This is a genomic window from Streptomyces sp. NPDC050564 (genome assembly GCF_044457265.1).
Lineage (GTDB): Bacteria > Actinomycetota > Actinomycetes > Streptomycetales > Streptomycetaceae > Streptomyces.
Window position 1 is genome coordinate 1 of sequence record NZ_JBITGS010000043.1, and the last position, 21,848, is coordinate 21,848.

Sequence of the window (21,848 nt, forward strand, 5' to 3'; positions counted from 1 at the left end):
TCAAGAGCAGACGCGGCGACGCTCCGCGTCGCAGCCACTGGAGGCGATTCCTCCCCGGCGTAAACGCCGGGGCATCCTCGCCAGAATCAGGTGAACTGACCGTCCACACAAGACCGTGGGCGCCGGTGCTCCCTCAAGCACCGGCGCCCACTCACCCCTGCCCGAGGTGGTCTTGATGAACTTTTTGTTCAGCTACGGGTTCTGTTCAGGTGTCAGGGGACGAGGATGAGGCGGATCGGGTCGCCGATCTTGTTCTCCAGCCGGTTGACCGCGTCGGCGGCCTCGGCGAGCGGGATGTGGTCGGTGATGGAGGGGGCCAGGTCGAGACGGCCTACCTCGGCCAGCCGGACCAGCTCGGTGACGGACTCGGGGCTGCCGCCGTAGTGGCCACGCACCTGCTTGCCCAGGTAGTTGAAGGTCAGACCCTCGGTGATGGTGAGGGGCCTGGGGCTGATGCCGACCAGGATGAGGACTCCGCCCAGGCCGAGTGCGGCGGCGGCCTGCTCGCGGACCGCCGGCACGCCGGCGCAGTCGAAGGCGAAGTCGAGGCCTCGTCCGGCGGTGGCCGCGCGGACCTGGTCGGCGAAGTCGGGGGCGGCCGGGTCGAGGGCGAAGTCCGCGCCGAAGGCCAGGGCGCGTTCCCGGGCGCTGGGCAGCGGGTCGACGGCGATGATCGGTGCGGCGCCGGCCAGGCGGGCGAGGCGTACGTTGTGGGCGCCGACTCCGCCCACGCCCCAGACGCCGACGGACTGGGCGGGGCGTACGCCCGCGGTGGTGACGACGGCGGCGTAGGGGGTGGAGACCGCGTCGGGGATGATCGCGCCCTGGTCGAAGGGGAGGTGGTCGGGAATGGGGATGAGGGTGTCCTCGCGGGCGACGGTGTACTGGGCCCAGCCGCCGTCGTAGTCGATGCCGGCGGTGAGCATCTGGGTGCAGGGGCGGCTGCGCACGCAGCCGGCGCACTGGCCGCAGGTCTTGCCGGCTTCCAGGGTGACGCGGGTGCCGACGGTCAAGCCGCGCTTGAGGTCGGGGCCGAGGGTGTGGATCACACCGGAGACCTCATGCCCGACGGTGACCGTGTCGGAGGTGGCGAACAGCGGGACGAGGGAGCCGTCGAGCAGGTGGACGTCCGAGAGGCAGACGCCTGCGGCCTTGACCTCGATGAGGACTTCGCCCGGGCCGGGCACGGGGACGGGGACCTCTTCCACAGCGAACTTCTTGCTGTCCAGGTGGAAGCGTCCGGCGAGCATGGTGTCCATGGTGCTCTGCTTTCTGTGAGCGGCACTCCCGGCGGTTCGGGCCGACGGGTGCCGTGTGGTGCCTCGTGGGTGAGTGGTGGCCGGGAGGGGTGCGGGGTGTCAGGACCGCCGCACCCTCCCGGCGTCTGGGGGTCAGGCGAAGACGTCCTGCTGGTAGCGCTCGTCCGCTTCCAGCTGGGCGAGCCACTGCTGGGCGGCCTCGTCGTCGCTGCCGGTGTGCTTGCGGTAGATGGCGGCGAGCGCCTCGCGCACGGCGGGTGCCATGCGGCGGCCGTCGCCGCAGACGTAGACGTACGCGCCGTCCTGGATGGCCTGCCACACGGTGTCGGCGGCACCTACGATGGCGTCCTGGACGAACCGGGCCGGGTGTCCGGTCACCGCGGAGAAGGCGGTGTGCACCTGGGCGATCCCGGCCTGCTCCCAGTCCTGCATCTCCTGCCGGTAGAAGTAGTCGTGCTCCGGGTGGCGGCAGCCGACGAAGACCTGGGACAGGCCCACCTGGGTGCCGTTCGCGTGCTGGTGGGCACGCTCCTCCAGGAAGCCGCGCAGCGGCGCGATGCCGGTGCCGGGGCCGATGAGGAGCAGCGGCGTGGCGGGGTCGGCCGGCGGGGCGAACGTCGGGGAGGGCACGCGCACGTAGCCGTAGAAGACGTCACCGGGATTGAGGCCTGCGATGTAGGAGGAGCAGGTGCCGCGGTACCGGCCGTCGCCGGACAGGGCCGGGCCTTCCAGCAGACCGACGGTCAGCCGCACGTGCCGGGGATTGGCCAGCGGGGCGGAGGAGATGGAGTAGAACCGCGGGCGGATCGGGCCCATCATCTCCAGGAAGACCCCCAGCGGCAGTTCGACCGCCGGGAAGCGCTCCAGCAGGTTGAGCACGGAGACTCGCTTGCCCAGGACCTCGGTCTGGTAGCGCTCCTCGGCCTCGGCGGTGTCGGCCGTGTAGGCCTCCAGCTGCGGCCGGGTCCACGGGCACTCGGTGTGCCCGGCCAGCGTCTGTATCTGTGAGCGGGTGGCCACGTCCTGCAGCTCCACGAACTCGGTGAACAGCAGACCCGCGGTGACGGGCGTACCCACCGGGAGGTGCGTGCGGCCGCCGGCGGGCTGGTCCAGACGCAGGACCTGGTCGCGGTCGACGCCGAGCCGCGCGAGGGCGCGGTTGACCAGCGCGGGCTCGTTCTTGGCGAAGACGGCCAGGTGGTTGCCGGTGTCGTAGGTGACACCGTCGGGGAGTTCGATGGTGATGGACTTCGCGGCCGGGCGCGGCGGCTCGATGCTGAAGTCCCACAGCCCGGTCGCGTCGCTGACCAGCTCCTCGTTGGCGACCACGGTGAGGGGGTAGGCCTGCTCGGAGACGATCGCGGGACGCACCTCCGCCTCGGTCAGCAGCTGCACCTCGAAGCGCGGCCCGGTGGTTTCGGAGGTGTCGGCGGCGTACTCCTCGGCCAGGGTGGCCCACAGGGTGTCCATCCAGCGGGTGGCCATGCCGTCGAAGTCACCGGCGGCGTCCGCGATGCCGCGCTCGATGACGCGGGTGGCGCCGGCGGCCAGCAGGCCTGCCTCGATCCGCTTGGGGAAGCCCTGGTAGGTGGCCACCCACTGGGTGTTGCCGGCACCCAGCAGCGCGAACCGCACGTTGGACAGCGAGCCCTCCGGGAGTCCGGCGGCGAGCAGGTCGTCGAAACGCTGCGCGTTGTCCGGAGCCTTGCCGTTGTAGCTGGAGGCCACGACGACGAGCAGGCCCTCGGTGGGCAGGTTGTCACCCAGCTCGTCCAGGCCGACCAGGGTGGTGCCGAATCCGGAGCGCTCACCGCGGTCGGCGATGGTGTGCGCCAGGTCCTCGCACGAGCCCAGGCTGGAGCCGTAGGCGACGGTCAGGTTCACCCCGACACCGCTGACCGCGGCCTGCGCCCGCGTGTCGTCCGTCTGCAGGTCCACTGCGCCGAACACGGTCCGCTCGTGCTCCTGACGGGCCCGCACGTTCAGTTCGAAGCCGCCGGGCTTGCGCGTCAGCGCCTCCTTGACGTCCATCTTGTAGTCGTCGGTGTCGGCGAACTTGAACTTCTGCAGCACCAGCGCGAGGGCCAGACGGGCCTCGGTGAGCGCGAACTGCCGGCCGATGCAGGCACGCACGCCGTTGCCGAATGGCTTGTAGGCGTGCGGGTGGTGGTTGACCCGGTTCTCCGGCAGCCACCGGTTGATGTCGAACTCCTCCGGCCGCTCCCACGCCTTGGGGTGGGTGTGCAGCGGACCTTCAAGAATGTTGACCCGCGCTCCCTTCTTCAGCCCGTAGCAGCCGCCGATGACGGTGTCCTCCAGCGGGGACTTGCCGATCATCGGGATGGGAGCCCACAGGCGCAGGGTCTCCTCCAGGATCCGCGGGATCACGTCCATCTGCATGATCGTGTCGTAGTCCGGGACCGTGTCGCCCGGCAGCAGCCGGTCCACCTCGGCGTATGCCTGGGCCAGGATGTGCGGGTTGCGCATCAGCGAGTACGTGGCGAACGACAGCAGACCGCTGGTGGTCTCGTGACCGGCGATCAGGAACGTCAGCACCTGGTCACGGACGTTGTCGTCCTCCAGCCCCTTGCCGGTCTCCGGGTCGGTGGCCTCCAGCATCAGGCCCAGCAGGTCATCCTCACCGGTGCCCTTCCCATCACGGCGCTCCTTGATCACGTTCTCGACCAGGTCCCGCATCAGCCGGATGTTCTCGCGGTACTTCCTGTCATCGGCCTTGCGCATCTTGGTCATCATCGGCAGCTCCTGCGAGCGCCGCAGCGACTCAACCAGCGCCTGCAGCAGTGCGTTGAGGAAGGGGTGCAGATCCTCCTTGGCGAAGGAGTCGAACCGGTAACCGAACCCCGTCAGGGCGATGGTGTCCAGGGTCAGCCGGGTGTAGTCGTCGGTGATGTTGACCGGCTGGCCCTCCTTGCGCTCCCACTTGCCCACCAGGTTCTGGGCGATCTCCAGCATCTGCCCGAAGTAGCCCTTCATCGCCCGCTGACTGAAGGCCGGGAGGAGGACTCGGTGCGCCATACCCCATTCCTCTTCGTGCTGGTGGGCCGTGAACAAGGCGGCTCCCGCGTAGTCCCGGACATGGGCCAGCGGCGTCTTGTCGATCTGCTTGAAGAACCGCGTCTCGTCACAGACCTCGGCCACCAGGTCCGGGTCCCAGACGAAGACCTGCTCGATGCCGGCGATCTCCATGCCGTAGAGCCCCTCGGGGAACTGCTTGGACAGCTTGCCGAAGTACTCCACCGGGTTGGTGCTGGGGATCTGCGGCGTGTGGCCGAAGAGCGGGACGCCCCGCGGAGACCGGATGGGCCGCAGGTCGGTCTCGGGCTGTGTGGTCATGGCTGGCTCCTCCAAGGGGAAAGGCGGGCAGGGCGCCATTCGGTGTGCCGGGGCGCCGGTACGGCAGCACCCGGTTTCCATACGCTGTATGCCTACAGTAGTACCATACGACGTATGGACACTCAATCGGCAGACCTGGGGTCGAGAAACAGGAATGTTTCGGCTCATCAGGGACGGCGTCGCTCGCCAGCGGGGTCGCATCAAGATCAGGCGCTTCCGAACGCGCTCCCGGCTGGAGGAGGCCAGGAGCGAGGCCGGTCGTCGTCAGCCGGCGGCTTGACCGGGCTTCTCCTGGTGGGTGCGACCCGTGGAGGACATCTACGGTCCGCGACGGCGGCCGCGGCGACATCCCGGTGAGCAGCCAATGCCCCTGCCGGCCAGTACGCATCGCGGCGGTCGGTCCGCACCCCTGCGCGTTGGCGACTGACGGCAGCGCCGGAAAAGCAGGCGCGTGTGCCGCCTCGCGGCGGCGCCTCTGATCTCTACGCCGCGCTCGATCGGTCCGGCATCAGTCCGTGAGAGCGGGCAAGCCGGGTTCGCCAGAGTCCCCTCGGCAGGGCATACCCACGATCTGCTGCCGCAGGCGAGCACACCAGGGAAGGGGGACGGTCGACACGCCTCGCCTGGTTCTATGCCCGCACGCGTCAGGCGGCAGTGCGCCGAGGCCGCTGCTCGAGCGTCTTGTCGCACTCCTCGAGCGCAGGTTCCAGTCGAGCCTTTTCCTGTTCAAGGCGCGCCTTGGGGACCTCGTCGCCCACCAAGGCCAACCGGTCCGGGACTGTCCGCGAAGCCGGAGGACGGGGGGCTGAAAAAGGTGCCACTGCCCTCCACATTGGCGAAGGCTGGTACCGTACACCGTATGGCGACTGAACGGAAGCCCCCTCGGGGCACGAGAAAGCGGGACGTACCGCTCACCAAGGACGGCATCTACGCCATGGCGTTGCAGCTCATCGACGCCGACGGGGTCGAGGCGCTCACCATGCGCAAACTCGCGACCGCGCTCGATGCGAACCCGATGTCGCTGTACCACCACGTGCCGAACAAGGACGCCGTGCTGCGCGGCGTGGCCCAGCGGGTCGGTTCGCAGTTCAGCGCGGAGGAGCGGGGAGACATCCCCTGGCAGGACCGACTGCGTGAACTGGCCCGGGACTTCCGCGAACTGTCGCACCGTCACCCGAAACTGATGGGGTATTCCTTCACGCGCCCCGACTACGTGCAGCCGGAGGACCCCTTCTGGCAGGCACTGATCGACATCCTGGCCACCGCGAAACTGCCCGAGGAGGAGATTCCGCGCGTCGCCGCGACCCTGGTCGGTGTGTTCACAGGTTTGCTGCTCAGCGAACTGAACGGGGCACTGCAGCGGTGGGCCACTCTGCCACCGGCACCGTCGGGCCCCGACGAGGAAGAAGCGCCCCCGCCCTCCAAGGACGTGATCGACACCATGTTCAACTCCACGCTGGACGCCGCGGTCTCCGGAGTGGAGAACCATGTCGCACGAGCCCGCGAGAGGGTGTGACGGAAGCGGAACGGCTCCGGTGGGGCGGTGCGCGGTCGCGGCGTCCCCGCCGGGCCGGCCTGGTGCCGCCGCGACAGCGAAGGGCCATAGTGGAGGCAGGAGCATAGAGAGGCCGCTGCGATGTCCGGAGCGCCGACACAGCAGACGTCAGCCCGGTACCTGCCGATCGCCGAGCACGGCCTGATCGGGGATCTACGCACAGCGGCCCTGGTGGGTACCGACGGGACCATCGACTGGTACTGCTGCCCGTCCTTCGACTCCCCGAGCGTGTTCGCCGCCATCCTGGACGCGGACCTGGGCGGGGCGTTCGAACTGTCCGCGGCCGTGCCTGCCGGCACGAAGCAGTTCTACTTCCCCGACACCAACGTACTGATCACCCGGTTCTTCACCGAGGACGGGCTCGGGGAGATCCAGGACTTCATGCCCGTGACACACGCCGACGAGTCCGACCGCCACCGGCTGATCCGGCGGGTGGTGTGCGTCCGCGGGACGATCCCGTTCCGAGCCCGGGTGGCTCCCCGCTTCGGCTACGGCACCCAACCGCACACCCTGCGGATACTGGAGGGCGCCGCTCTGTTCGCTTCCGAGGCGCTGTCGCTGACGCTGACCGCGACGGTGCCGCTCGAGTCCGACGGGAAGGACGTACGGACCGAGTTCACGCTGTCCCAGGGCGACACGGCGGTCTTCGCGCTCGACCGGGTCACCGACGAGACTCCGCCGCGCGGCTGCCCGCACGCCGAGGCCGAGCGGGAGTTCACCGCCACGGTCGCCTTCTGGCGGCGCTGGCTGCAGCAGTCCCGCTACCGCGGCCGCTGGCGGGAGATGGTGCACCGCTCCGCCCTCACCCTGAAGCTGCTCACCTACGCACCCACCGGTGCGATCGTGGCGGCCCCGACCACGAGCCTGCCCGAGCAGCTCGGCGGCGGCCGCAACTGGGACTACCGCTACACGTGGATACGCGACTCCGCGTTCGCCGTCTATGCGCTGCTCAGACTCGGCTTCGCCGAGGAGGCCGAGGCGTTCATCGGCTTCCTCACCCAGCACATCGACCGGCGCGACGACGGACCGTCCGGCCCGCTGCAGATCATGTACGGCATCGACGGACGGGCCGAGCTCCCCGAACACGAGCTGCCCCACCTGGAGGGCTACCGGGGCTCGGCGCCCGTGCGGGTCGGCAACGGCGCGGCCACCCAGCTGCAACTCGACATCTACGGCGCGCTGATCGACTCCGTGTACCTGTACGACAAGTGGTGCCGGCCCCTGTCCAGTGGCCACTGGCGCGCGGTGTGCGCCCTGGTGGACTGGGTCTGCGAGCACTGGGACCAGCCGGACGAGGGCGTGTGGGAGACCCGCGGCGGGCGGAAGAAGTTCCTCTACTCCCGGCTGATGTGCTGGGTGGCCATCGAACGCGCCATCCGCATGGCCCTGCGCCGCAGCCTGCCCGCCGAACTCGGCCGCTGGGGTCCGGTCCGGGACCGGATCTACTGGCAGATCATGGACAAGGGCTGGTCGCCCACCCGGCAGGCCTTCGTCCAGCACGAGGGCGGCGACGTACTGGACGCGGCGGTGCTGATGATGCCGCTGACCAAGTTCGTCTCCCCCACCGATCCCGTCTGGCTGTCCACCCTCGATGCCCTCGGCAACGAACTCGTCTCCGACTCCCTGGTCTGGCGCTACGACCCGGAGGCCAGCCCCGACGGCCTCGAAGGCGACGAAGGCACGTTCTCCATCTGCTCCTTCTGGTACGTCGAGGCCCTCACCCGCGCCGGACGACTGGACGAAGCCCGCCTGGCCTTCGAGAAGATGCTCACCTACGCCAACCATGTCGGCCTGTACGCCGAGGAGATCAGCCACACAGGTGAGCAACTGGGCAACTTCCCCCAGGCATTCACCCACCTCGCCCTCATCAGCGCGGCCTTCAACCTCGACCGTGCCCTGGGCTGACGACCGACCGGCAGCGTTCCTCGATGAGTCGCCGTGCGAGCCTCCCCTTCCGCCCTCATGCGGGAAGAGGGGGCGGTCAGGAGGTGGTTCCCCTGACTGGCCCCTCGGTGTCAGCGGCACCGAGGCCGGCCCCCGGTTGGCGAACCCGAGAGCGGCCACCTCGCTATGCAGTCCAGTGCGCCTCCAAGGCCGCAGCGACCTCGGCCGGCTTCTGGACTACCGTCCAGTGGTTGCAGTCCAGCTCGACGACGCGCGACGCTCGCACGGCTCCGCCGAGCTTTCCGGCGAACTCGACCGGAGAGGCGGGGTCGAGCGTGCCCCAGAAGACCAGGCACGGCGCAGACACGTTCGCCAGTTCCGGCTCCCACTGCGCACCCACCGTCTCGGCGGAACGGTACAGCTTGAGGATGCTGTCCCTCATGGTCCCGTCTACGCGCAGAACCATGTCCCCGGCCACCTCAGCCGGGACATCGAAGTTCTCCATCAGATCCTTGGCGAAGGACGCCGGGTGGAGCTCGTCCATGAACCGGTTGCCCTCGACCGGGTCCTGCCAGATCTTGGCCAGCGGATGCCAGACGTACTCGGCACTGACCGGAGCGCTGCTGCCGGCCCACGTACGAACGAGATCCGGCCGCAGGGAAGCGACGCGCGCGGTGAGGATGCAGCCCCAGTCGTGGCCGACCAGGTCCACCGGCTCGCCCACCCGCTCCAGCCGTTCGATGAGCCAATCGACGTACTCCTCTTTGGTGGAGCCGAAGCCGCGCGGCCGGGGCGTGCCGAAGCCGGGCAGATCCCAGGCCTCGACGTCGCTCCGGATCAGGTGTCGGCGCACGCCGTCCCACACACGGTGGGTGTCGGGGACACCGTGGATCAGAACTGCAGGCATGACTGAACTCCCTTATCACTGAACAAAAACAGCATGTCTGGGCTTTTGGTACTCACTGCTCTTTCAGGTCGAAACCGGCCGCCATGTCCGAGACGGGATTCCCCGGGGACTCTCCTTCGCAGCGTGCGGCCGGTGGTCGGAGTTGACGGGGGATACGTCCGGAGGCGCGCAGGGAGTCCTGCGGGGGCTGGCCGTCGCGCCCACCGGCGTGATCGGCCGCGAGCCGACTTTCCATACCGCTGATGATCGTGTCGAGCACCAGGCGGAACATCCGGTCCTCGCCAAAGCCCTCGTTCGTCGGCCCGTCCTCGCCGGAGGCGGGTGTGATGGGCTGGAGGTTCGACCACCGGTGGAGCGCGCCGTTGAGCTCGGCGATCATCACGCCGATGACGACGGCGCACACGAGCGCGGCGAGCTGCGGGATATCCGACTGCGGAACCCCTGCGGCGTCCAGCACGGCGGTGAGCGCGACCCAGAAGGGATCTTCGGGCTGGATGAAGTCCGGCTGGCTGAACGAGTAGGCCATGAGGTTGGGATGGCGGTGTGCCAGCGTCCGGAAATCCGTGGCAAGCAGGCGCATGCGCTCCTGCCAGGGAGCGTCCTCCAGTGTCACGGTGCGGAACCGGGCGCCGACCATTCCCGCCACGCCACGCAGCAATGCTTCCTTGTTCGGCACGTGGTGGTACAGCGACATTGGGTTCGCGTCCAGCGCGGCGGCGAGTTTGCGCATCGTGAGCGCCTCGACCCCGTCCGCGTCAATGAGCCGCAGGGCGGAGGTGCAGATCCCTGCCTCGGTCAGAGGCACATCCCTCTTCCGAGTACCTCTAGGGGTACGCTTCGTTCTTTCCATACGGTGTATGTTATCAAGCCGTAGGCCAGCAAGGGGGACTCGCCGCCGTGGTGGCGGTCACTCCTGCGGACCTACGTACGGCACCCGAATGGGCAGGACGGGCCGTGATTCCTGTCCCTGGAGGTCGCCTGCGGCCCGAGGTCGGGCGGGCTGAGGCTGCGGCGCATGAGGAGGCACCCATCACATCCGGGAAGGCCCTCTCCATGCGGCCGCTGCAGATGCGCGGTGTGCTGCGGCTGGGCCGGGCGACCGATCCGTGGCCGACCTGATGGTTACACCGTCGGCGGATCCACGTGCGCGCTCTCCGGACGACAGCCCGCCCTGAGCCACCTCGCGCTCACCCTTGCCGCTGGTTCGCTCGCTTACTGACACGCACTCAACCGGCTCTTCCGCAACTCCCCCGACCTCGCCGATCTCACCCACGCCCGCTGCCTTCCGGCGAGCGCCTTGGCCGAGTTGCACGGCGTTCTGAAACGAACGACAAGTCCCTGCAGACTTCGAGCGGCTCGATACCTGTCACTGCAAGGGTGAGTCGGCGGTGGGCGTCAGCACGGACTCGGCGACGCCGACGATCTGACTGATGTCGAAGCCCTCCATGTCTGCGCGGAATTCGGGGCTGGAGAGGTACGCCTCCAGCCGCTCCTGAACGTCGTCGGCGTCCCGGTAGGAAACGAGGGCATACAGCTGAGGCGCCTCACTCCCGGGGGACGCAGGCACCGTCCAGACGCCATGTGTGGCGATCCTGTGCTTGGCCATACCGGGAATGTGCTTGGCCCAGATGTTCTCGTAGGCGACGAGCGCCTCAGGGCTGCGCAGCGTGTAGACACGAAGCTGGTACTGGGACATGAATACTCTTTCCTTCTCTTCTGCCGCCGGGACAAAGATCCCCAGCGGCACGGCGGTTGGGAGGCTTCTCTCAGCCTTTCGCGAACAGGTTCGCCAGTTCGAGCTCCCAGTCGATGTGCCCGGACTCGGTACCTCGCGGCACCAGCGCCTCCGTGTCCGCCAGGAAGGTCCTGACGTCCTGGATGGGAACCTCGAGCAAGGCGGTGCCCGCGGGAGCCCCGAGGACGATGTACATCACCTGGTCACCACGGCCGGACGCCGGCCAGACCCGGATGTCCCCACAGCCTGCGGAACCCCTCAGGCCATCGGCCAGAAGATCACGCCCCAGGACCCATTCGGCCGGCTCGTCAGTGCCGGTGAAAAAGGCGGCACGGACGACATAGGGATCAGTGGGCTCGTAGCGCAGGCTCATGCACATGGACAGCGAGTAGGTGCGCGAGACGACAAGCTCTACGGCCACCCCCTGCATGACGGTCTTCAAAGACTCCATCGATTTTCACTCCTGCCTGGGCGGCGTTCAGCGACCGCTGATCTCATCCGGGCCGTCGTAGTGCCAGCCATGGATCTCGTCCCAGGAGTAGCCCAGTTCGAGCAGGTAGCCGACACCGTGGTCCCAGCGGTAGTCGCCGGCGTTGACGCTCAAGGCCGGGCGCTGGACGTGCGCGGATGCAGAAGTCGCGGCCGAAGCGGTGCCCCCGGCACCGAGAACGGCGACACCCGCGACCGCCACGGAGAAGGCGGTGACGGCAACGCGCCTCGTGAGCTTCTTCATGATCTTTCCTTCCCGATTGTGCGATCTGCACCATCGGCTGCATGCAGGCGATGTGCGGCGCCTGGCGTGGTCCGAGCTGTTCCATACGGCGTATGGAAGCACTCCCCCAGGATTACCATACGACGTATGGAACTGTCGAGGCGGCGAAAATGGCCCCGCACGGCCGGCAGCGGCATGAACAGCTCGACGTCCTCGCCGAGACCGCGTCGGCCGCCTGGACGAAGCCCGACTGGCCTTCGAGAAGATGCTCACCTGCATCGACCATCTCGGGCTCTACACCGAGGAGATCAGCCACACCGGCGAGCAACTGTGCAGCAATTCCCCGGCGTTCACCCAGCTTTCCCTCTTCGGCGCGGCCTTCGCACTCGGCCACGCCCTGGGCTGAGCCGTCGCCCTGGGCGGACGAGCTCCCCGGGATTTCCGTCTCCGGAGCCGCGGCGTGCGGGCGCCCGGGTCCGGCCCCATGCTGGAAACGAGGGGGTGAGACAACGGAGGGAGTGGTGGGGATGCAGACCGTTGTGGATCTCACGCGCTGCCAGGGCTATGCGCAGTGCGTCTTCCTCGCGCCGGAGGTGTTCGAGCTGCACGGCGAAGAGGGGTTGCTGTACGCCACGGCCGTCCCCGACGACCAGGTCGAGCGCGTGCGCCAGGCCGCGGCGGCGTGCCCGGTGCAGGCGATCCTCCTCGGTGAGGAGGTGAGCGCCGGTGCCCGGTGACCTCAAGGAGGGCCGTATCGTCATCGTCGGCGCGTCGCTGGCCGGGCTCAGGGCCGCGGAGGCGCTGCGCGAGGAGGGCTTCACCGGCTCACTGACCGTGGTCGGGGACGAGCCCCACCCGCCCTACGACCGACCGCCGCTGTCCAAGCAGGTGCTGCTCGGCCAGGCGACGGCGGACACCACCGGGCTGCCGATGCGCCGGGACCCGAACGCCCATTGGCGGCTGGGCGTGCGCGCCACCGGCGTGGATCTGCTCGCGAAACAGGTGCTGCTGGAGGACGGCGAGTCACTGCCGTACGACCGGCTGCTGATCACCACCGGGACCCGCGCGCGCCCCTGGCCCAACCCGGAGGAATCCGCCCTGGACGGGGTGTTCACCCTGCGCACCCGCGAGGACGCCGGGGGACTGGCCCAGCGGCTGGCCGCCGGGCCGGAGCGCGTGCTGGTGATCGGCGCCGGCTTCACCGGCTCGGAGATCGCCTCGGCCTGCCGGGAACGGGGACTGGAGGTCACGGTCGCCGAACGCGGCCCCGCACCCCTGGTGGGCGCGCTCGGTGGCACCCTGTCGAAGCTCGCGGCCGTCATGCAGCGCAACCACGGCGTTGACCTGCGCACCGGGGTGACGGTCACCGCCCTGCGCGGGAACGGCAGCTTCACCGGTGCGGAGCTGTCCGACGGCAGCCGCGTCGACGCCGACGTCTGCGTCGTGGCACTGGGCGCGGTCCGCAACGTCGAATGGCTGGCGGAGTCCGGGCTGGCGGCGGGCCCGCGCGGGATCGCCTGCGACGCCGGATGCCGGGCCTTCAACATGTACGGAATCGTCACCGACGACGTCTTCGTGGCCGGTGACGTCTCCCGCTTCCCCCACCCACTGTTCGATTATCAGATGCTCTCCCTGGAGCATTGGGGCAACGCGGTCGAGCAGGCCGAGGTTGCGGCCCACAACATGGTGAATCCGGGGCCCCTGCAGCGCCCGCACCTGGCCGTCCCGTCGTTCTGGTCGACCCAGTTCGGGCTCAACATCAAGTCGGTGGGCGTGCCCACCTACTCCGACCACGTGGTCATCGCCCAGGGCTCCCTGGAGGCGCGCCGTCTGGCAATGGTCTACGGCTACAAGGGGCGGGTCACCGCCGCGGTCACCGTCGACATGGCCAAGTCGCTCGACTACTACCGGCACCTGATCGAGACGGCTGCTCCGTTCCCGCCCCCGCCCGGCGCCCAGGACCGTGCGATCGCGGCCGACGTCGCGATTCCGTCCGACGTGCCGGATCCGAGCGGGCTGTCCCACGGCCCCACCGTGGCGCTCACCGGCTACCTGCCGGATCGCCGGCTGACGCTGGTGCAGCCCGGCTGACCCACGTCCCGCCCCACCACGAGGAGCCACCATGGCCTCCGACACCCTGCTGGCCCGGATCACCGACTACGCCAACCGCCCCGACCCCTACCCGCTGTACGCCGAACTCCGCGAGGCGGGGCCCGCGGTGCGGCAGGCGGACGGCAGCTACCTGATCGGCACGTACCACGAGATCGTCGCGCTGCTGCACGACCCCCGGATGAGTGCCGATCCGCGCTCGCGCACCGCTCCCGCTCCGTACGAGGTGACACGACAACCGTCGTTCCTGCGGCTCGACGACCCCGAGCACCACCGGCTGCGCAACTCGGCCATGCGGCCGTTCGGCCCGCCGCACAGTCCGGGCCGGGTCGACTCCATGCGCGGCGAGATCGTCCAGCTGACCAAGGAACTGGCGGAAGTGTTCCAGGAGGGCAGGCAGATCGACGTCGTCGACGACTTCGCCTACCCACTGCCCGTGACCGTGATCTGCCGCCTGCTCGGCATCCCGCACAAGGACGAGCAGCTCTTCCAGGGCTGGACCGACACCCTCGTCGCGTCCGCCGACATCGGGCCCGAAGGTGACACCGCCGAACGGGACCAGGCGGCCGGCCAGGCGGAGCAGGAGATGGGCCAGTACCTGGTCCAACTCGCCGAACAGCGCCGCGGTCGGCCCACCGGCGACATGCTCTCCGACCTCGTCAACGAACCGGACCCGGCCGTACGGCTCAGCGAGGAGGACCTGGCGGTGAACACCATCCTGCTGTTCATCGCCGGACACGAGACCACGGTCAATCTGATCGCCAACGGCGTCCTCACCCTGTTGCGCCGGCCCGACCAGCTGGACCGTCTGCGCGAAGACCCCGGCCTGCTGCCGCAAGCGGTGGAGGAACTGCTGCGCTACGAGCCCCCGGTCCACATGCGCGAGCGGGTTCCCCTCGTCGACATCGACGTCGCCGGCACCACGATCCCCGGCGGCACGTCCGTCATCCTGGCGCTGGCCTCAGGCAGCCGCGACCCCATGCGGTTCAGCGAACCCGACCGGTTCGACCCCACCCGCCCGGACAACCAGCACGTCGGCTTCGGCAGCGGTATCCACCTGTGCTTCGGCGCGCCACTCGCCCGTATCGAAGCCGAGGCCGCGCTCGGCGCACTGCTCCCCCACCTCGGCACGGCACGCCTGGTCCAGGACCCGCCCCCCTACCGCCAGAACGCCATGCTCCGCGGACCCCGCCACCTGCCCATCCAACTCTGAGGCTGCGGGGCGGCGACAGCAGGCGAGAGCGGCCAGCCACCCCGGTCCATTACGCAGGCTGCGGGAACCGGTGCGAAGTCGGCGCCAGTCGGCCGGTGCGCGACAGGATCCTCTTCACGCTGCAGCGGGAAGGGGCCGCCGGGCGAGGTCACGGGCCTCATCCGGGGAGAGGCCGAGCATGTGCAGGATCATCTCGGCCATCGTGCCTGCGGCCTGGTCGCTGTCGGCCTCGGGCTGGTTGCACCACAGCTCCAGGAGCGCCAGCAGGCTGCCGTTCAGCACGGTCAGGGCGATCACCGGGTCGACCACGGTGAACCGGCCTGCGGCCATGCCCTCCTCCACGTCGCGCTTCGCCCGCGGAGCCAGTCCGTCGCCGGCGCATATCCGACCGAGCTGGCTGTGGCACAGGATCTGCATGATCTCCGGGTATGACTCGGCCATGCGCGCGCTGAGCCGCACGCCCCCGGCGAGGCGCTCGGCGGGGTCGTCGACGCCGTGCAGGCGTTCGTCGACGGCTTGGCCGTACTCCTCCAGCGCATCGGCCACGGCCGCGTCGAACAGGTCCGGCTTGTCCGTGAAGTGGTTGTAGAAGGAGCCGAGGCCCACGTCCGCGCGTTCCGCGATGGCATGGATGCTGGCGCTGACGCCACCGGACTCGGCCAGGATCTGCCGCGCGGCGCGGACGAGTGCCTGGCGGGTCTCGGCGCGACGGCGTTCGAATCGGTTCCTGCGTGGGGCTGGCATCGGCGTGCTCCATAAATAAGAGCAGCAATTCTGATGAATTCATCATTGCACTGCCCGTCTCAACTGTCCACCCTGGCCCAACAGTCCCGACTCCGCGATGGCGTGACGTGACAGCGCACGGCCATATCTGGGCATTTGATCAGTTTCGGGGGACTTGACGATGAAGCGGTCGTATCTGACTATTTCATCAGAACTGGACAAAGTCGTCCAAGGTTGGCAGACGTCGTGCCGGCTTCCACCACGGCCACAGATCGGGCCGACGCCGCACATGCCGACGCTGTCTCACACCCGTACCGATGGGAAGAACCGGATGACGAAGACCGACCACATGCCACTCGCCGTACCGGTGAGCCCCCGAGAGACACCCGATGCGGCAATAGCGATGCTCGATGCGGAGGGGACCGTCATGGGGTGGACGCACGCCGCCGAGCAGCTTGTCGGGTACTCGGCCGGGGAAGTGGTGGGCCGGTCCGCCGCACACGTGCTGCCACCCGCCGCCGAGGACGCCCCGAGTGCTTCGGCGTTCGCCGAGCAGTGCCGTGCCCAGGAGGGCTGGTCCGGCACCGTGACGGTCCGCCACCGCGACGGCCACCCCATCAAAATGACGCTGCGGATCTCGCTGCTGTGGGGGCAGGACGCCGTCACCCGGTGGCTGGTGTCCGTGACCGACATAGGCACTCTGTCCTCAGGGACGTCCAACGGAGCTGTGCGGGAGTCGCTCCTGGCCCACGCACCGATCGGCATCGCCGTCTATGACCTGCAGCTGCGCTGTACCTGGGTCAACGACGTCATGGAGCGCCACGACGGCACTCCTCCTGAGCGACGGTTCGGACGCCGCCTACGGGACTCACTGCCCGCCGTCGAGGCCGAAGCGCTCGAGGTGGTGATGCGGCAGGTACTGGAGAGTGGCACCACCACGGTCCACGAGTACCGGGCGTGGTCGTCGACGGACCGGCGCCGGGAGCACGCGTTCTCGGCCTCGTTCTTCTGCCTCCAGGACGCGGACGGCACGGCAATGGCAGTGTGCTCCATGAGCGTGGACGTCACCGGCAACCGGCGGGCGCGCGAGCGCCTTGCCATCCTCAGCGAAGCCAGCACGTGCATCGGCAGCACCCTCGAGGTCATGCGGACCGGGCAGGAACTGGCCGACCTTGCCGTGCCCCTGCTGGCCGACCACGCAGTCGTCGACCTGATGGAGTCGGTTCCTTTCGGCGTGGATCCCTCGGCGGTGACCGGCAAGGCGAACGGCCGCCCACCTGTGCTGCGCCGTGCCGGTGTGGCCTCCATCGACCCGGGTGTCCTCAAGTTGCCGTGGGTGCGCCAAGAGGTGATCCGCCCCTTCCCGACCTCGCTGTTCGCCACCGCCCTGCACACGGGCAGGTCTTACCTGGAATCGGTGCTGGACACCTATTCAGGCCCCTGGGTCAGTCACGACCCTGTGCGGACGCAGAAGCTCCGTGACAGCGGCGTCCACTCTTTGATGGTCGTGCCCATCCGTGCGCGGCGCTGTGTGCTGGGACTGGCGGTGTTCGGCCGCTCCGAGGAGACGACGCCGTTCCAGGAGGACGACCTCCTCCTCGCCGAGGAGCTCGTCACCCGGGCCGCGCTCAGCCTGGACAACGCTCTCCAGTACGCCCGCCAACGCACCGCGGCCCTGACGCTCCAACGCGACCTGCTCCCCCACCATGTGGGAGGCGGCGCCGCCCTCGATGTGGCCTCGCGCTATGTGCCGGCTGACATGGACCACGGCGTGGGGGGCGACTGGTTCGACGTGATCAAGCTGTCTGGCGCCAGGGTGGCCCTCGTCGTCGGAGATGTGGTCGGACACGGCATCAACGCCGCAGCGACGATGGGCCGATTGCGCACCGCCGTCCGCACGCTCGCGAACATGGAACTGCCTCCCCACGAACTGCTGGCGCACCTCGATGACACGGTCAAGCGGCTGAGCGACGAAGATGCCGACGCTCCGGACCAGCTCCCCCCGGCGGTGGGCGCCACCTGTCTGTATGCCGTCTACGACCCGGTCACCCGGCGGTGCACGATGGCGCGGGCCGGGCATCCCCCGCCCGCGATCATCGACCCGCAGGGCCGTGCCACTTTCCCCGACATGCCCGCCGGGGCCCCGCTCGGCCTCGGCCTCGGTCTGGTTCCCTTCGAGTCCGTGGAACTGGAACTGCCCGAGGGCACTCTGCTCGCGCTCTACACAGACGGTCTGGTCGAATCCCGGGACGACGACATCGACGTGGGCCTGGATCGACTGGGCGCCGCCCTGGCAGAGACCAGTTCGTCCCTGGAAGACCTGTGCTCTCAGGTGATCGAGACCTTGCCGACTCAGGCCCCGGCCGACGATGTCACCTTGCTCCTTGCACGGACTCGCGGACTCGAACCGGCCCAGGTCGCCTCCTGGGAACTACCGAACGAGCCGGCCGCCGTCCCCATCGCCCGGCAGGCAGCCGCCCGTCAGCTCAGCGAATGGGGGCTTGATCATCTGGTGACCACCGAGGAGCTGATCGTCAGTGAACTGGTCACCAACGCCATCCACTACAGCGGCGGGCCGATCCGCCTACGGCTCATCCAGCACCAGGTCTTGACTTGCGAAGTCTCCGACAGCAACCCCAGCCACCCACGCCCCCGTCAGCCCCACATCACCGACGAGAACGGCCGCGGTCTTTCCCTCGTCGCTCACTTGTCCCGCAGGTGGGGCTCCCGCTCCGCAACGGACGGCAAGGTCGTCTGGGCCGAACAAGACCTGCCCTCCAAAGCCGTTGCGGTGTGACGCGGTTCCGGCCGGGCGGCCGACGGCCGCCACAGCCTGCCGATCTCTCGAGCCGCAGGCTCCCGCAAAGCAAGCCACAGAAGGAAGCCACACATGGACATAGAGAATGTCAAAAACGCCTACTCGGCAGCCGCCTCCCAAGGATCGACAGGCGTCTCCGGTTCCGGTCCCAGCGGCAGGTCGCACGCCTTCGACGGTCCGGCAGCCGCCGTGCTCAACAATCGAGGCGCGGTGGTGCGGTGGACCGAGGCAGCAGAGGAGCTGACGGGGTTCCGCGCCGAGGACGTCTGTGGCCGCCCCGTGCAAGAACTGGTGGCCGACCTCCCGGACGACCTGCGCGACGCGGAGATCCCGGCGTCCGGCCGGGCACGGCTGTGGCACCAGTGCGGCGACACCATCGATGTCACCTTCCGGACCACCAAGGTGGAGGGCTCCGGCTCGGCGGAGATCCTCGTCCTGGCGGCCCCTACACACCACGTCGCCGGCCACGAGCAGGGCGCGGCGCTCCTGCGTGCATTGTCCGCACAGAACCGGATCACCATCGCTGTGTACGACACGGATCTCACCACTGTGCAGACGAACGCCGCGCCGGACATTCTCGACGGCCGTCCAGTACGGCCCGGCGCTCGGCTGAGCGACGTGCTGGACGCCAAGGACGCCGAGAACCTCGAGGCACTACTGCGCCAGGTAATCGAGACGGGTGCCCCAGTGGTCCGCAGAGACCAGCACGTGGGCTGTCGGCACGGTTCGGCGCGGCAGCGCGCGCTGTCGCTGTCCGCCTTCCGTCTGGAGGACGCGCGAGGACGCCCCACGGGGGTCGCAGCCCTGTACTTCGACAACGCCGACCAGATGCGTGCCCGCCGCCATCTGGATCTCGCCCGCGAGGTGGCCGAGCGAGTAGGGGGATCTCTGGATGTCCTGCACACTGCGCAGGACCTTGCGGACGTTCTCGCACCTGCGTTCGGGGATCTCGCCGCAGTCGACCTTGCGCACCCCGTTCTCGACGGGGACGAACCCTCCAAGCAGCTGGGCGGTGGAGACATGAACAACGCGGCCCTTGCGCCGACCACCGCGGTGTGGCCGGCCGGCATCAAGCGCGGCGGGTCCATCCCGCCCCTTCCCGACCACCCCCTGCTGCGCAGCTTCCGACACGGCGAGCCAGTCGTCTTCGGCCTTGACGACTTCATCGCCATGGTCAGAGACCCGCAGCTGGTCGAGTATCTCGTCCCGAAGGACACCCATTCGGTGATGGTGGCACCGTTGCATGCCCGCGGGCACACGCTCGGCGCCATATCGGCCTGGCGCTGCGGCCGATCCGAACCCTTCGCCGAGGACGAGGTGGATCTCATGAAGCAGATCGCCTCGCGGGGTGCGCTCGCCATCGACAACGCCCGCCGTTACACGCGCGAGCACCGGGCGGCCGTAGCGCTGCAGCAGCGCCTCCTTCCCCCGGCCACGACCGACACGCCGGGAGCCGAGACCGCCGGCGTCTACCTGCCCGCGGGCGGGGGAGCGGTCAGTGGCGACTGGTACGACGCCATCGCCCTGCCCTGTCTCAGGGTGGCCCTTGTCGCCGGAGACGTGGTCGGCCGCGGCATGTCCGCAAGTGCCACCATGGGCGGCCTGCGCGCCGCCATCAGGACGCTCACGGAGCTGGAACTCGAACCGGACGAGGTGCTCACCCGGCTCGCGGACCTGGTCCAGCGCCTCGCGGCCGAAGCGCCGCCCGGCGACCGCGATATCGTCGGCGCCACCTGCCTGTACGCGATCTACGACCCGGTCACCAGGCGCTGCGCCATGGCCAGTGCCGGGCACCCGCCACCCGTCCTTATCCGGCCCGACGGGACCGCCGAAGCAGTCGCGATCTCCCCGGGGCCACCACTGGCCCTCAGCGGCATGCCGTACGAGACCACCGTGATCGACGTCGAGCCGGGCAGCGTCCTCGCTCTCTACACCGACGGCCTGGTCGAACGGGGCGACCGCGACACCGGCCAAGGCCTGCGGCGCCTGACGGATGCCCTCGCCGCGTCCTGCCGTCCGGATCGTGCCCTGGACGAGACCGGCCGGGCCCTCCTCGCCGACCTGGCAGACCAGGCGCCGCGCGACGACGCGGCCCTGCTGCTGGCCCGCACCCGCGCCGTCCCAGCGGCGGACACCGCTCACTGGGAGATCCCGGCCGATCCGGCCGCCGTCTCCAAGGCTCGAAAGTGGATAACCCGCCAACTCACAATGTGGGGCCTGGACGACCTCCTCTTCACCACCGAACTCATCGTCAGCGAACTGGTGACCAACGCCATCCGCTACGGTCGTCCGCCGATGGACCTCCGTCTGATTCGCCACAACGTCCTGGTGTGCGAGGTCACCGATTCCAGCAGCACCCAACCCCGCCTGCGGCGTGCCCGCATGACCGACGAGGGAGGACGCGGCCTGTTCCTCGTCGCTCAACTCGGCGGACGTTGGGGCTGCCGCCATGGCCAGAACGGCAAGACGATCTGGTCCGAGCAAGCCATACAGGCTTCCCCCTGAAGCTACGGCGCACCGAGGTGGGTAGCGGCAGAGTCACTCACAGCTCTGATGTCTCTCGACCCGGTGTGCCATGACAGCAGCTAACAGGGGGGGGGCGTGTACGGAACTTGTGTAAGTCCTCGACTTTCACTTGGGGTTGAGCCGGTCCTCGAAGAAGAGTGAGAACTGGTTCAGTGCCTTCTTCCAGTGTGCCGCGACCTGGTTGACATCGCGGGCCTTGGGGGTGATCTGCTCGCGGACGGCGAGGTAGAGCACCTTCAACGCGGCTTGCTCGGAGGGGAAGTGTCCGCGGTTGCGGGTGGCTTTCCGCAGCCGTGCGTTGATCGACTCGATGAGGTTCGTCGAGTAGACGACCTTCCTTATCTCCGGCGGGAAGGCGAGGTAGGGGGTGAATTCGCTCCACGCGGCCTGCCAGGTCCGCACGATCGCGGGGTAGCGCTGGCCCAGCTCGCCTGCGGCGAAGTCGGCGAGGGCCTGCTCGGCGACCTGGTCGGTCGGGGCTGTGTAGATGGCCTTCAACTCCGTGACCAGCTTTGCGTGGTGCTGTTTGGAGGCGAACCTCAGCGAGGCACGGATCAAGTGGATCACACATGTCTGAACGGTTGCTTTGGGCCAGGTCGCGGTGACCGCGTCGGGCAGGCCCTTCAGTCCGTCGCAGGCGACGATGCACACGTCTTCGACCCCGCGGTTGCGGAGCTCGGACAGCACGGTCATCCAGGTTGTGGCGCCTTCGCCCTCGTCGCCGGCCCACAGGCCGAGCACGTCCTTGCAGCCGGGTTGGCCCACGACTCCTCCACCAAGTCAGCGCCCCACCAAGGAAACCCGCCAAGGACGCGGGGCCTGGCGAGAGGAACTACTAGGACAGCGCCAGCCGCCGCCATTCCCGGCGGCGGATCATGATGGAACACGCCATCGCCGAGCCGAAGCAGTGGCGGTCGCTGCGATGCTGGATCGGCCGTCGCGAAATCCTGCCCGCAGTCATGGCCGCCATTGGCAGCCTGCTGATGCTTGGACCCAAATCGCCAGGCGAACACATCGCAAGCTCAATGTTTTGACGACCCGTCGGAGAACTCG

At 68.9% G+C, this 21,848-nt stretch carries 17 protein-coding genes and 1 pseudogene; 9 read left to right on the plus strand and 9 right to left on the minus strand.

Translation table 11 applies throughout. The features are described 5' to 3' along the window. Positions 1 to 212: 212 nt before the first annotated feature. Both ACIBK0_RS43130 and ACIBK0_RS43135 read right to left on the minus strand, forming a co-directional pair. Positions 213 to 1,259 (minus strand): zinc-binding dehydrogenase, encoded by a 1,047-nt coding sequence (locus ACIBK0_RS43130; RefSeq protein ID WP_399093047.1) that lies wholly within the window; start codon positions 1,257 to 1,259, stop codon positions 213 to 215. A 132-nt stretch (positions 1,260 to 1,391) separates the two neighbouring features. Next, entirely contained in the window at positions 1,392 to 4,613 is a 3,222-nt protein-coding gene (locus tag ACIBK0_RS43135) for a cytochrome P450 (protein ID WP_399093050.1), read from the minus strand. An 859-nt stretch (positions 4,614 to 5,472) separates the two neighbouring features. On the opposite strand from ACIBK0_RS43135, the gene ACIBK0_RS43140 reads away from it, so the two are divergent. Beyond that, on the plus strand, positions 5,473 to 6,129 hold the full coding sequence (locus tag ACIBK0_RS43140; RefSeq protein ID WP_399093053.1) for a TetR/AcrR family transcriptional regulator: 657 nt from the start codon (positions 5,473 to 5,475) through the stop codon (positions 6,127 to 6,129). Between the two features lie 120 nt (positions 6,130 to 6,249). Next, the gene (locus ACIBK0_RS43145) at positions 6,250 to 8,073 is read left to right on the plus strand and encodes a glycoside hydrolase family 15 protein (protein ID WP_399093056.1); all 1,824 of its coding nucleotides are present in this window, start codon (positions 6,250 to 6,252) and stop codon (positions 8,071 to 8,073) included. 163 nt (positions 8,074 to 8,236) lie between these two features. On the opposite strand, the gene ACIBK0_RS43150 is transcribed toward ACIBK0_RS43145, so the two are convergent. From ACIBK0_RS43150 to ACIBK0_RS43170, 5 genes are all read right to left on the minus strand, one after another. After that, positions 8,237 to 8,959 (minus strand): alpha/beta fold hydrolase, encoded by a 723-nt coding sequence (locus ACIBK0_RS43150; protein ID WP_399093059.1) that lies wholly within the window; start codon positions 8,957 to 8,959, stop codon positions 8,237 to 8,239. Between the two features lie 52 nt (positions 8,960 to 9,011). Beyond that, entirely contained in the window at positions 9,012 to 9,809 is a 798-nt protein-coding gene (locus ACIBK0_RS43155; RefSeq protein WP_399093062.1) for a TetR/AcrR family transcriptional regulator, read from the minus strand. A gap of 516 nt (positions 9,810 to 10,325) precedes the next feature. Beyond that, positions 10,326 to 10,655 (minus strand): NIPSNAP family protein, encoded by a 330-nt coding sequence (locus ACIBK0_RS43160; protein WP_399093065.1) that lies wholly within the window; start codon positions 10,653 to 10,655, stop codon positions 10,326 to 10,328. Between the two features lie 70 nt (positions 10,656 to 10,725). After that, positions 10,726 to 11,145: an SsgA family sporulation/cell division regulator gene (locus ACIBK0_RS43165; RefSeq protein WP_399093068.1), complete on the minus strand. Its 420-nt coding sequence runs from the start codon at positions 11,143 to 11,145 to the stop codon at positions 10,726 to 10,728. 27 nt (positions 11,146 to 11,172) lie between these two features. Next, complete coding sequence (locus ACIBK0_RS43170; RefSeq protein WP_399093071.1) at positions 11,173 to 11,427, minus strand: hypothetical protein; 255 nt, start codon at positions 11,425 to 11,427, stop codon at positions 11,173 to 11,175. 202 nt (positions 11,428 to 11,629) lie between these two features. On the opposite strand from ACIBK0_RS43170, the pseudogene ACIBK0_RS43175 reads away from it, so the two are divergent. The 4 genes and pseudogenes from ACIBK0_RS43175 to ACIBK0_RS43190 form a co-directional block, all read left to right on the plus strand. Then, positions 11,630 to 11,812: pseudogene (locus tag ACIBK0_RS43175) on the plus strand (hypothetical protein); the annotation flags it as partial. 121 nt (positions 11,813 to 11,933) lie between these two features. After that, positions 11,934 to 12,143, plus strand: a complete 210-nt coding sequence (locus ACIBK0_RS43180) for a ferredoxin (RefSeq protein WP_369251164.1) — start codon at positions 11,934 to 11,936, stop codon at positions 12,141 to 12,143. Continuing rightward, complete coding sequence (locus ACIBK0_RS43185; protein ID WP_399093074.1) at positions 12,133 to 13,497, plus strand: NAD(P)/FAD-dependent oxidoreductase; 1,365 nt, start codon at positions 12,133 to 12,135, stop codon at positions 13,495 to 13,497. The genes ACIBK0_RS43180 and ACIBK0_RS43185 overlap by 11 nt, the downstream gene beginning before the upstream one ends. Before the next feature lie 31 nt (positions 13,498 to 13,528). Then, the gene (locus ACIBK0_RS43190) at positions 13,529 to 14,728 is read left to right on the plus strand and encodes a cytochrome P450 (protein WP_399093077.1); all 1,200 of its coding nucleotides are present in this window, start codon (positions 13,529 to 13,531) and stop codon (positions 14,726 to 14,728) included. 114 nt (positions 14,729 to 14,842) lie between these two features. On the opposite strand, the gene ACIBK0_RS43195 is transcribed toward ACIBK0_RS43190, so the two are convergent. After that, positions 14,843 to 15,472, minus strand: a complete 630-nt coding sequence (locus ACIBK0_RS43195; RefSeq protein WP_399093080.1) for a TetR/AcrR family transcriptional regulator — start codon at positions 15,470 to 15,472, stop codon at positions 14,843 to 14,845. A gap of 310 nt (positions 15,473 to 15,782) precedes the next feature. Between ACIBK0_RS43195 and ACIBK0_RS43200 the strand changes: the two genes are divergently transcribed. Together ACIBK0_RS43200 and ACIBK0_RS43205 are read left to right on the plus strand one after the other, a co-directional pair. Then, positions 15,783 to 18,248 (plus strand): SpoIIE family protein phosphatase, encoded by a 2,466-nt coding sequence (locus ACIBK0_RS43200; protein ID WP_399093083.1) that lies wholly within the window; start codon positions 15,783 to 15,785, stop codon positions 18,246 to 18,248. Positions 18,249 to 18,341: 93 nt separating this feature from the next. Then, positions 18,342 to 20,774 carry a SpoIIE family protein phosphatase gene (locus tag ACIBK0_RS43205; protein WP_399093086.1) on the plus strand — a complete coding sequence of 811 codons (2,433 nt, stop codon included), beginning with the start codon at positions 18,342 to 18,344 and terminating at the stop codon, positions 20,772 to 20,774. 126 nt (positions 20,775 to 20,900) lie between these two features. On the opposite strand, the gene ACIBK0_RS43210 is transcribed toward ACIBK0_RS43205, so the two are convergent. Beyond that, positions 20,901 to 21,560 carry an IS256 family transposase gene (locus ACIBK0_RS43210; protein WP_399093089.1) on the minus strand — a complete coding sequence of 220 codons (660 nt, stop codon included), beginning with the start codon at positions 21,558 to 21,560 and terminating at the stop codon, positions 20,901 to 20,903. 110 nt (positions 21,561 to 21,670) lie between these two features. Here ACIBK0_RS43210 and ACIBK0_RS43215 point away from each other — a divergent pair, with 110 nt between their 5' ends. After that, positions 21,671 to 21,829, plus strand: a complete 159-nt coding sequence (locus tag ACIBK0_RS43215) for a hypothetical protein (RefSeq protein ID WP_399093092.1) — start codon at positions 21,671 to 21,673, stop codon at positions 21,827 to 21,829. The last annotated feature ends 19 nt before the right edge of the window (positions 21,830 to 21,848 follow it).

Bases quoted from the DNA above. Each gene is read 5' to 3' on its own strand.
- ACIBK0_RS43170 (WP_399093071.1), bottom strand. From the start codon at position 11,427: ATGAAGAAGCTCACGAGGCGCGTTGCCGTCACCGCCTTCTCCGTGGCG.
- ACIBK0_RS43130 (WP_399093047.1), bottom strand. From the start codon at position 1,259: ATGGACACCATGCTCGCCGGACGCTTCCACCTGGACAGCAAGAAGTTC.
- ACIBK0_RS43215 (WP_399093092.1), top strand. From the start codon at position 21,671: ATGATGGAACACGCCATCGCCGAGCCGAAGCAGTGGCGGTCGCTGCGA.
- ACIBK0_RS43145 (WP_399093056.1), top strand. From the start codon at position 6,250: ATGTCCGGAGCGCCGACACAGCAGACGTCAGCCCGGTACCTGCCGATC.
- ACIBK0_RS43135 (WP_399093050.1), bottom strand. From the start codon at position 4,613: ATGACCACACAGCCCGAGACCGACCTGCGGCCCATCCGGTCTCCGCGG.
- ACIBK0_RS43200 (WP_399093083.1), top strand. From the start codon at position 15,783: ATGACGAAGACCGACCACATGCCACTCGCCGTACCGGTGAGCCCCCGA.
- ACIBK0_RS43190 (WP_399093077.1), top strand. From the start codon at position 13,529: ATGGCCTCCGACACCCTGCTGGCCCGGATCACCGACTACGCCAACCGC.
- ACIBK0_RS43155 (WP_399093062.1), bottom strand. From the start codon at position 9,809: ATGGAAAGAACGAAGCGTACCCCTAGAGGTACTCGGAAGAGGGATGTG.
- ACIBK0_RS43205 (WP_399093086.1), top strand. From the start codon at position 18,342: ATGGACATAGAGAATGTCAAAAACGCCTACTCGGCAGCCGCCTCCCAA.
- ACIBK0_RS43140 (WP_399093053.1), top strand. From the start codon at position 5,473: ATGGCGACTGAACGGAAGCCCCCTCGGGGCACGAGAAAGCGGGACGTA.
- ACIBK0_RS43150 (WP_399093059.1), bottom strand. From the start codon at position 8,959: ATGCCTGCAGTTCTGATCCACGGTGTCCCCGACACCCACCGTGTGTGG.
- ACIBK0_RS43165 (WP_399093068.1), bottom strand. From the start codon at position 11,145: ATGGAGTCTTTGAAGACCGTCATGCAGGGGGTGGCCGTAGAGCTTGTC.
- ACIBK0_RS43160 (WP_399093065.1), bottom strand. From the start codon at position 10,655: ATGTCCCAGTACCAGCTTCGTGTCTACACGCTGCGCAGCCCTGAGGCG.
- ACIBK0_RS43180 (WP_369251164.1), top strand. From the start codon at position 11,934: ATGCAGACCGTTGTGGATCTCACGCGCTGCCAGGGCTATGCGCAGTGC.
- ACIBK0_RS43195 (WP_399093080.1), bottom strand. From the start codon at position 15,472: ATGCCAGCCCCACGCAGGAACCGATTCGAACGCCGTCGCGCCGAGACC.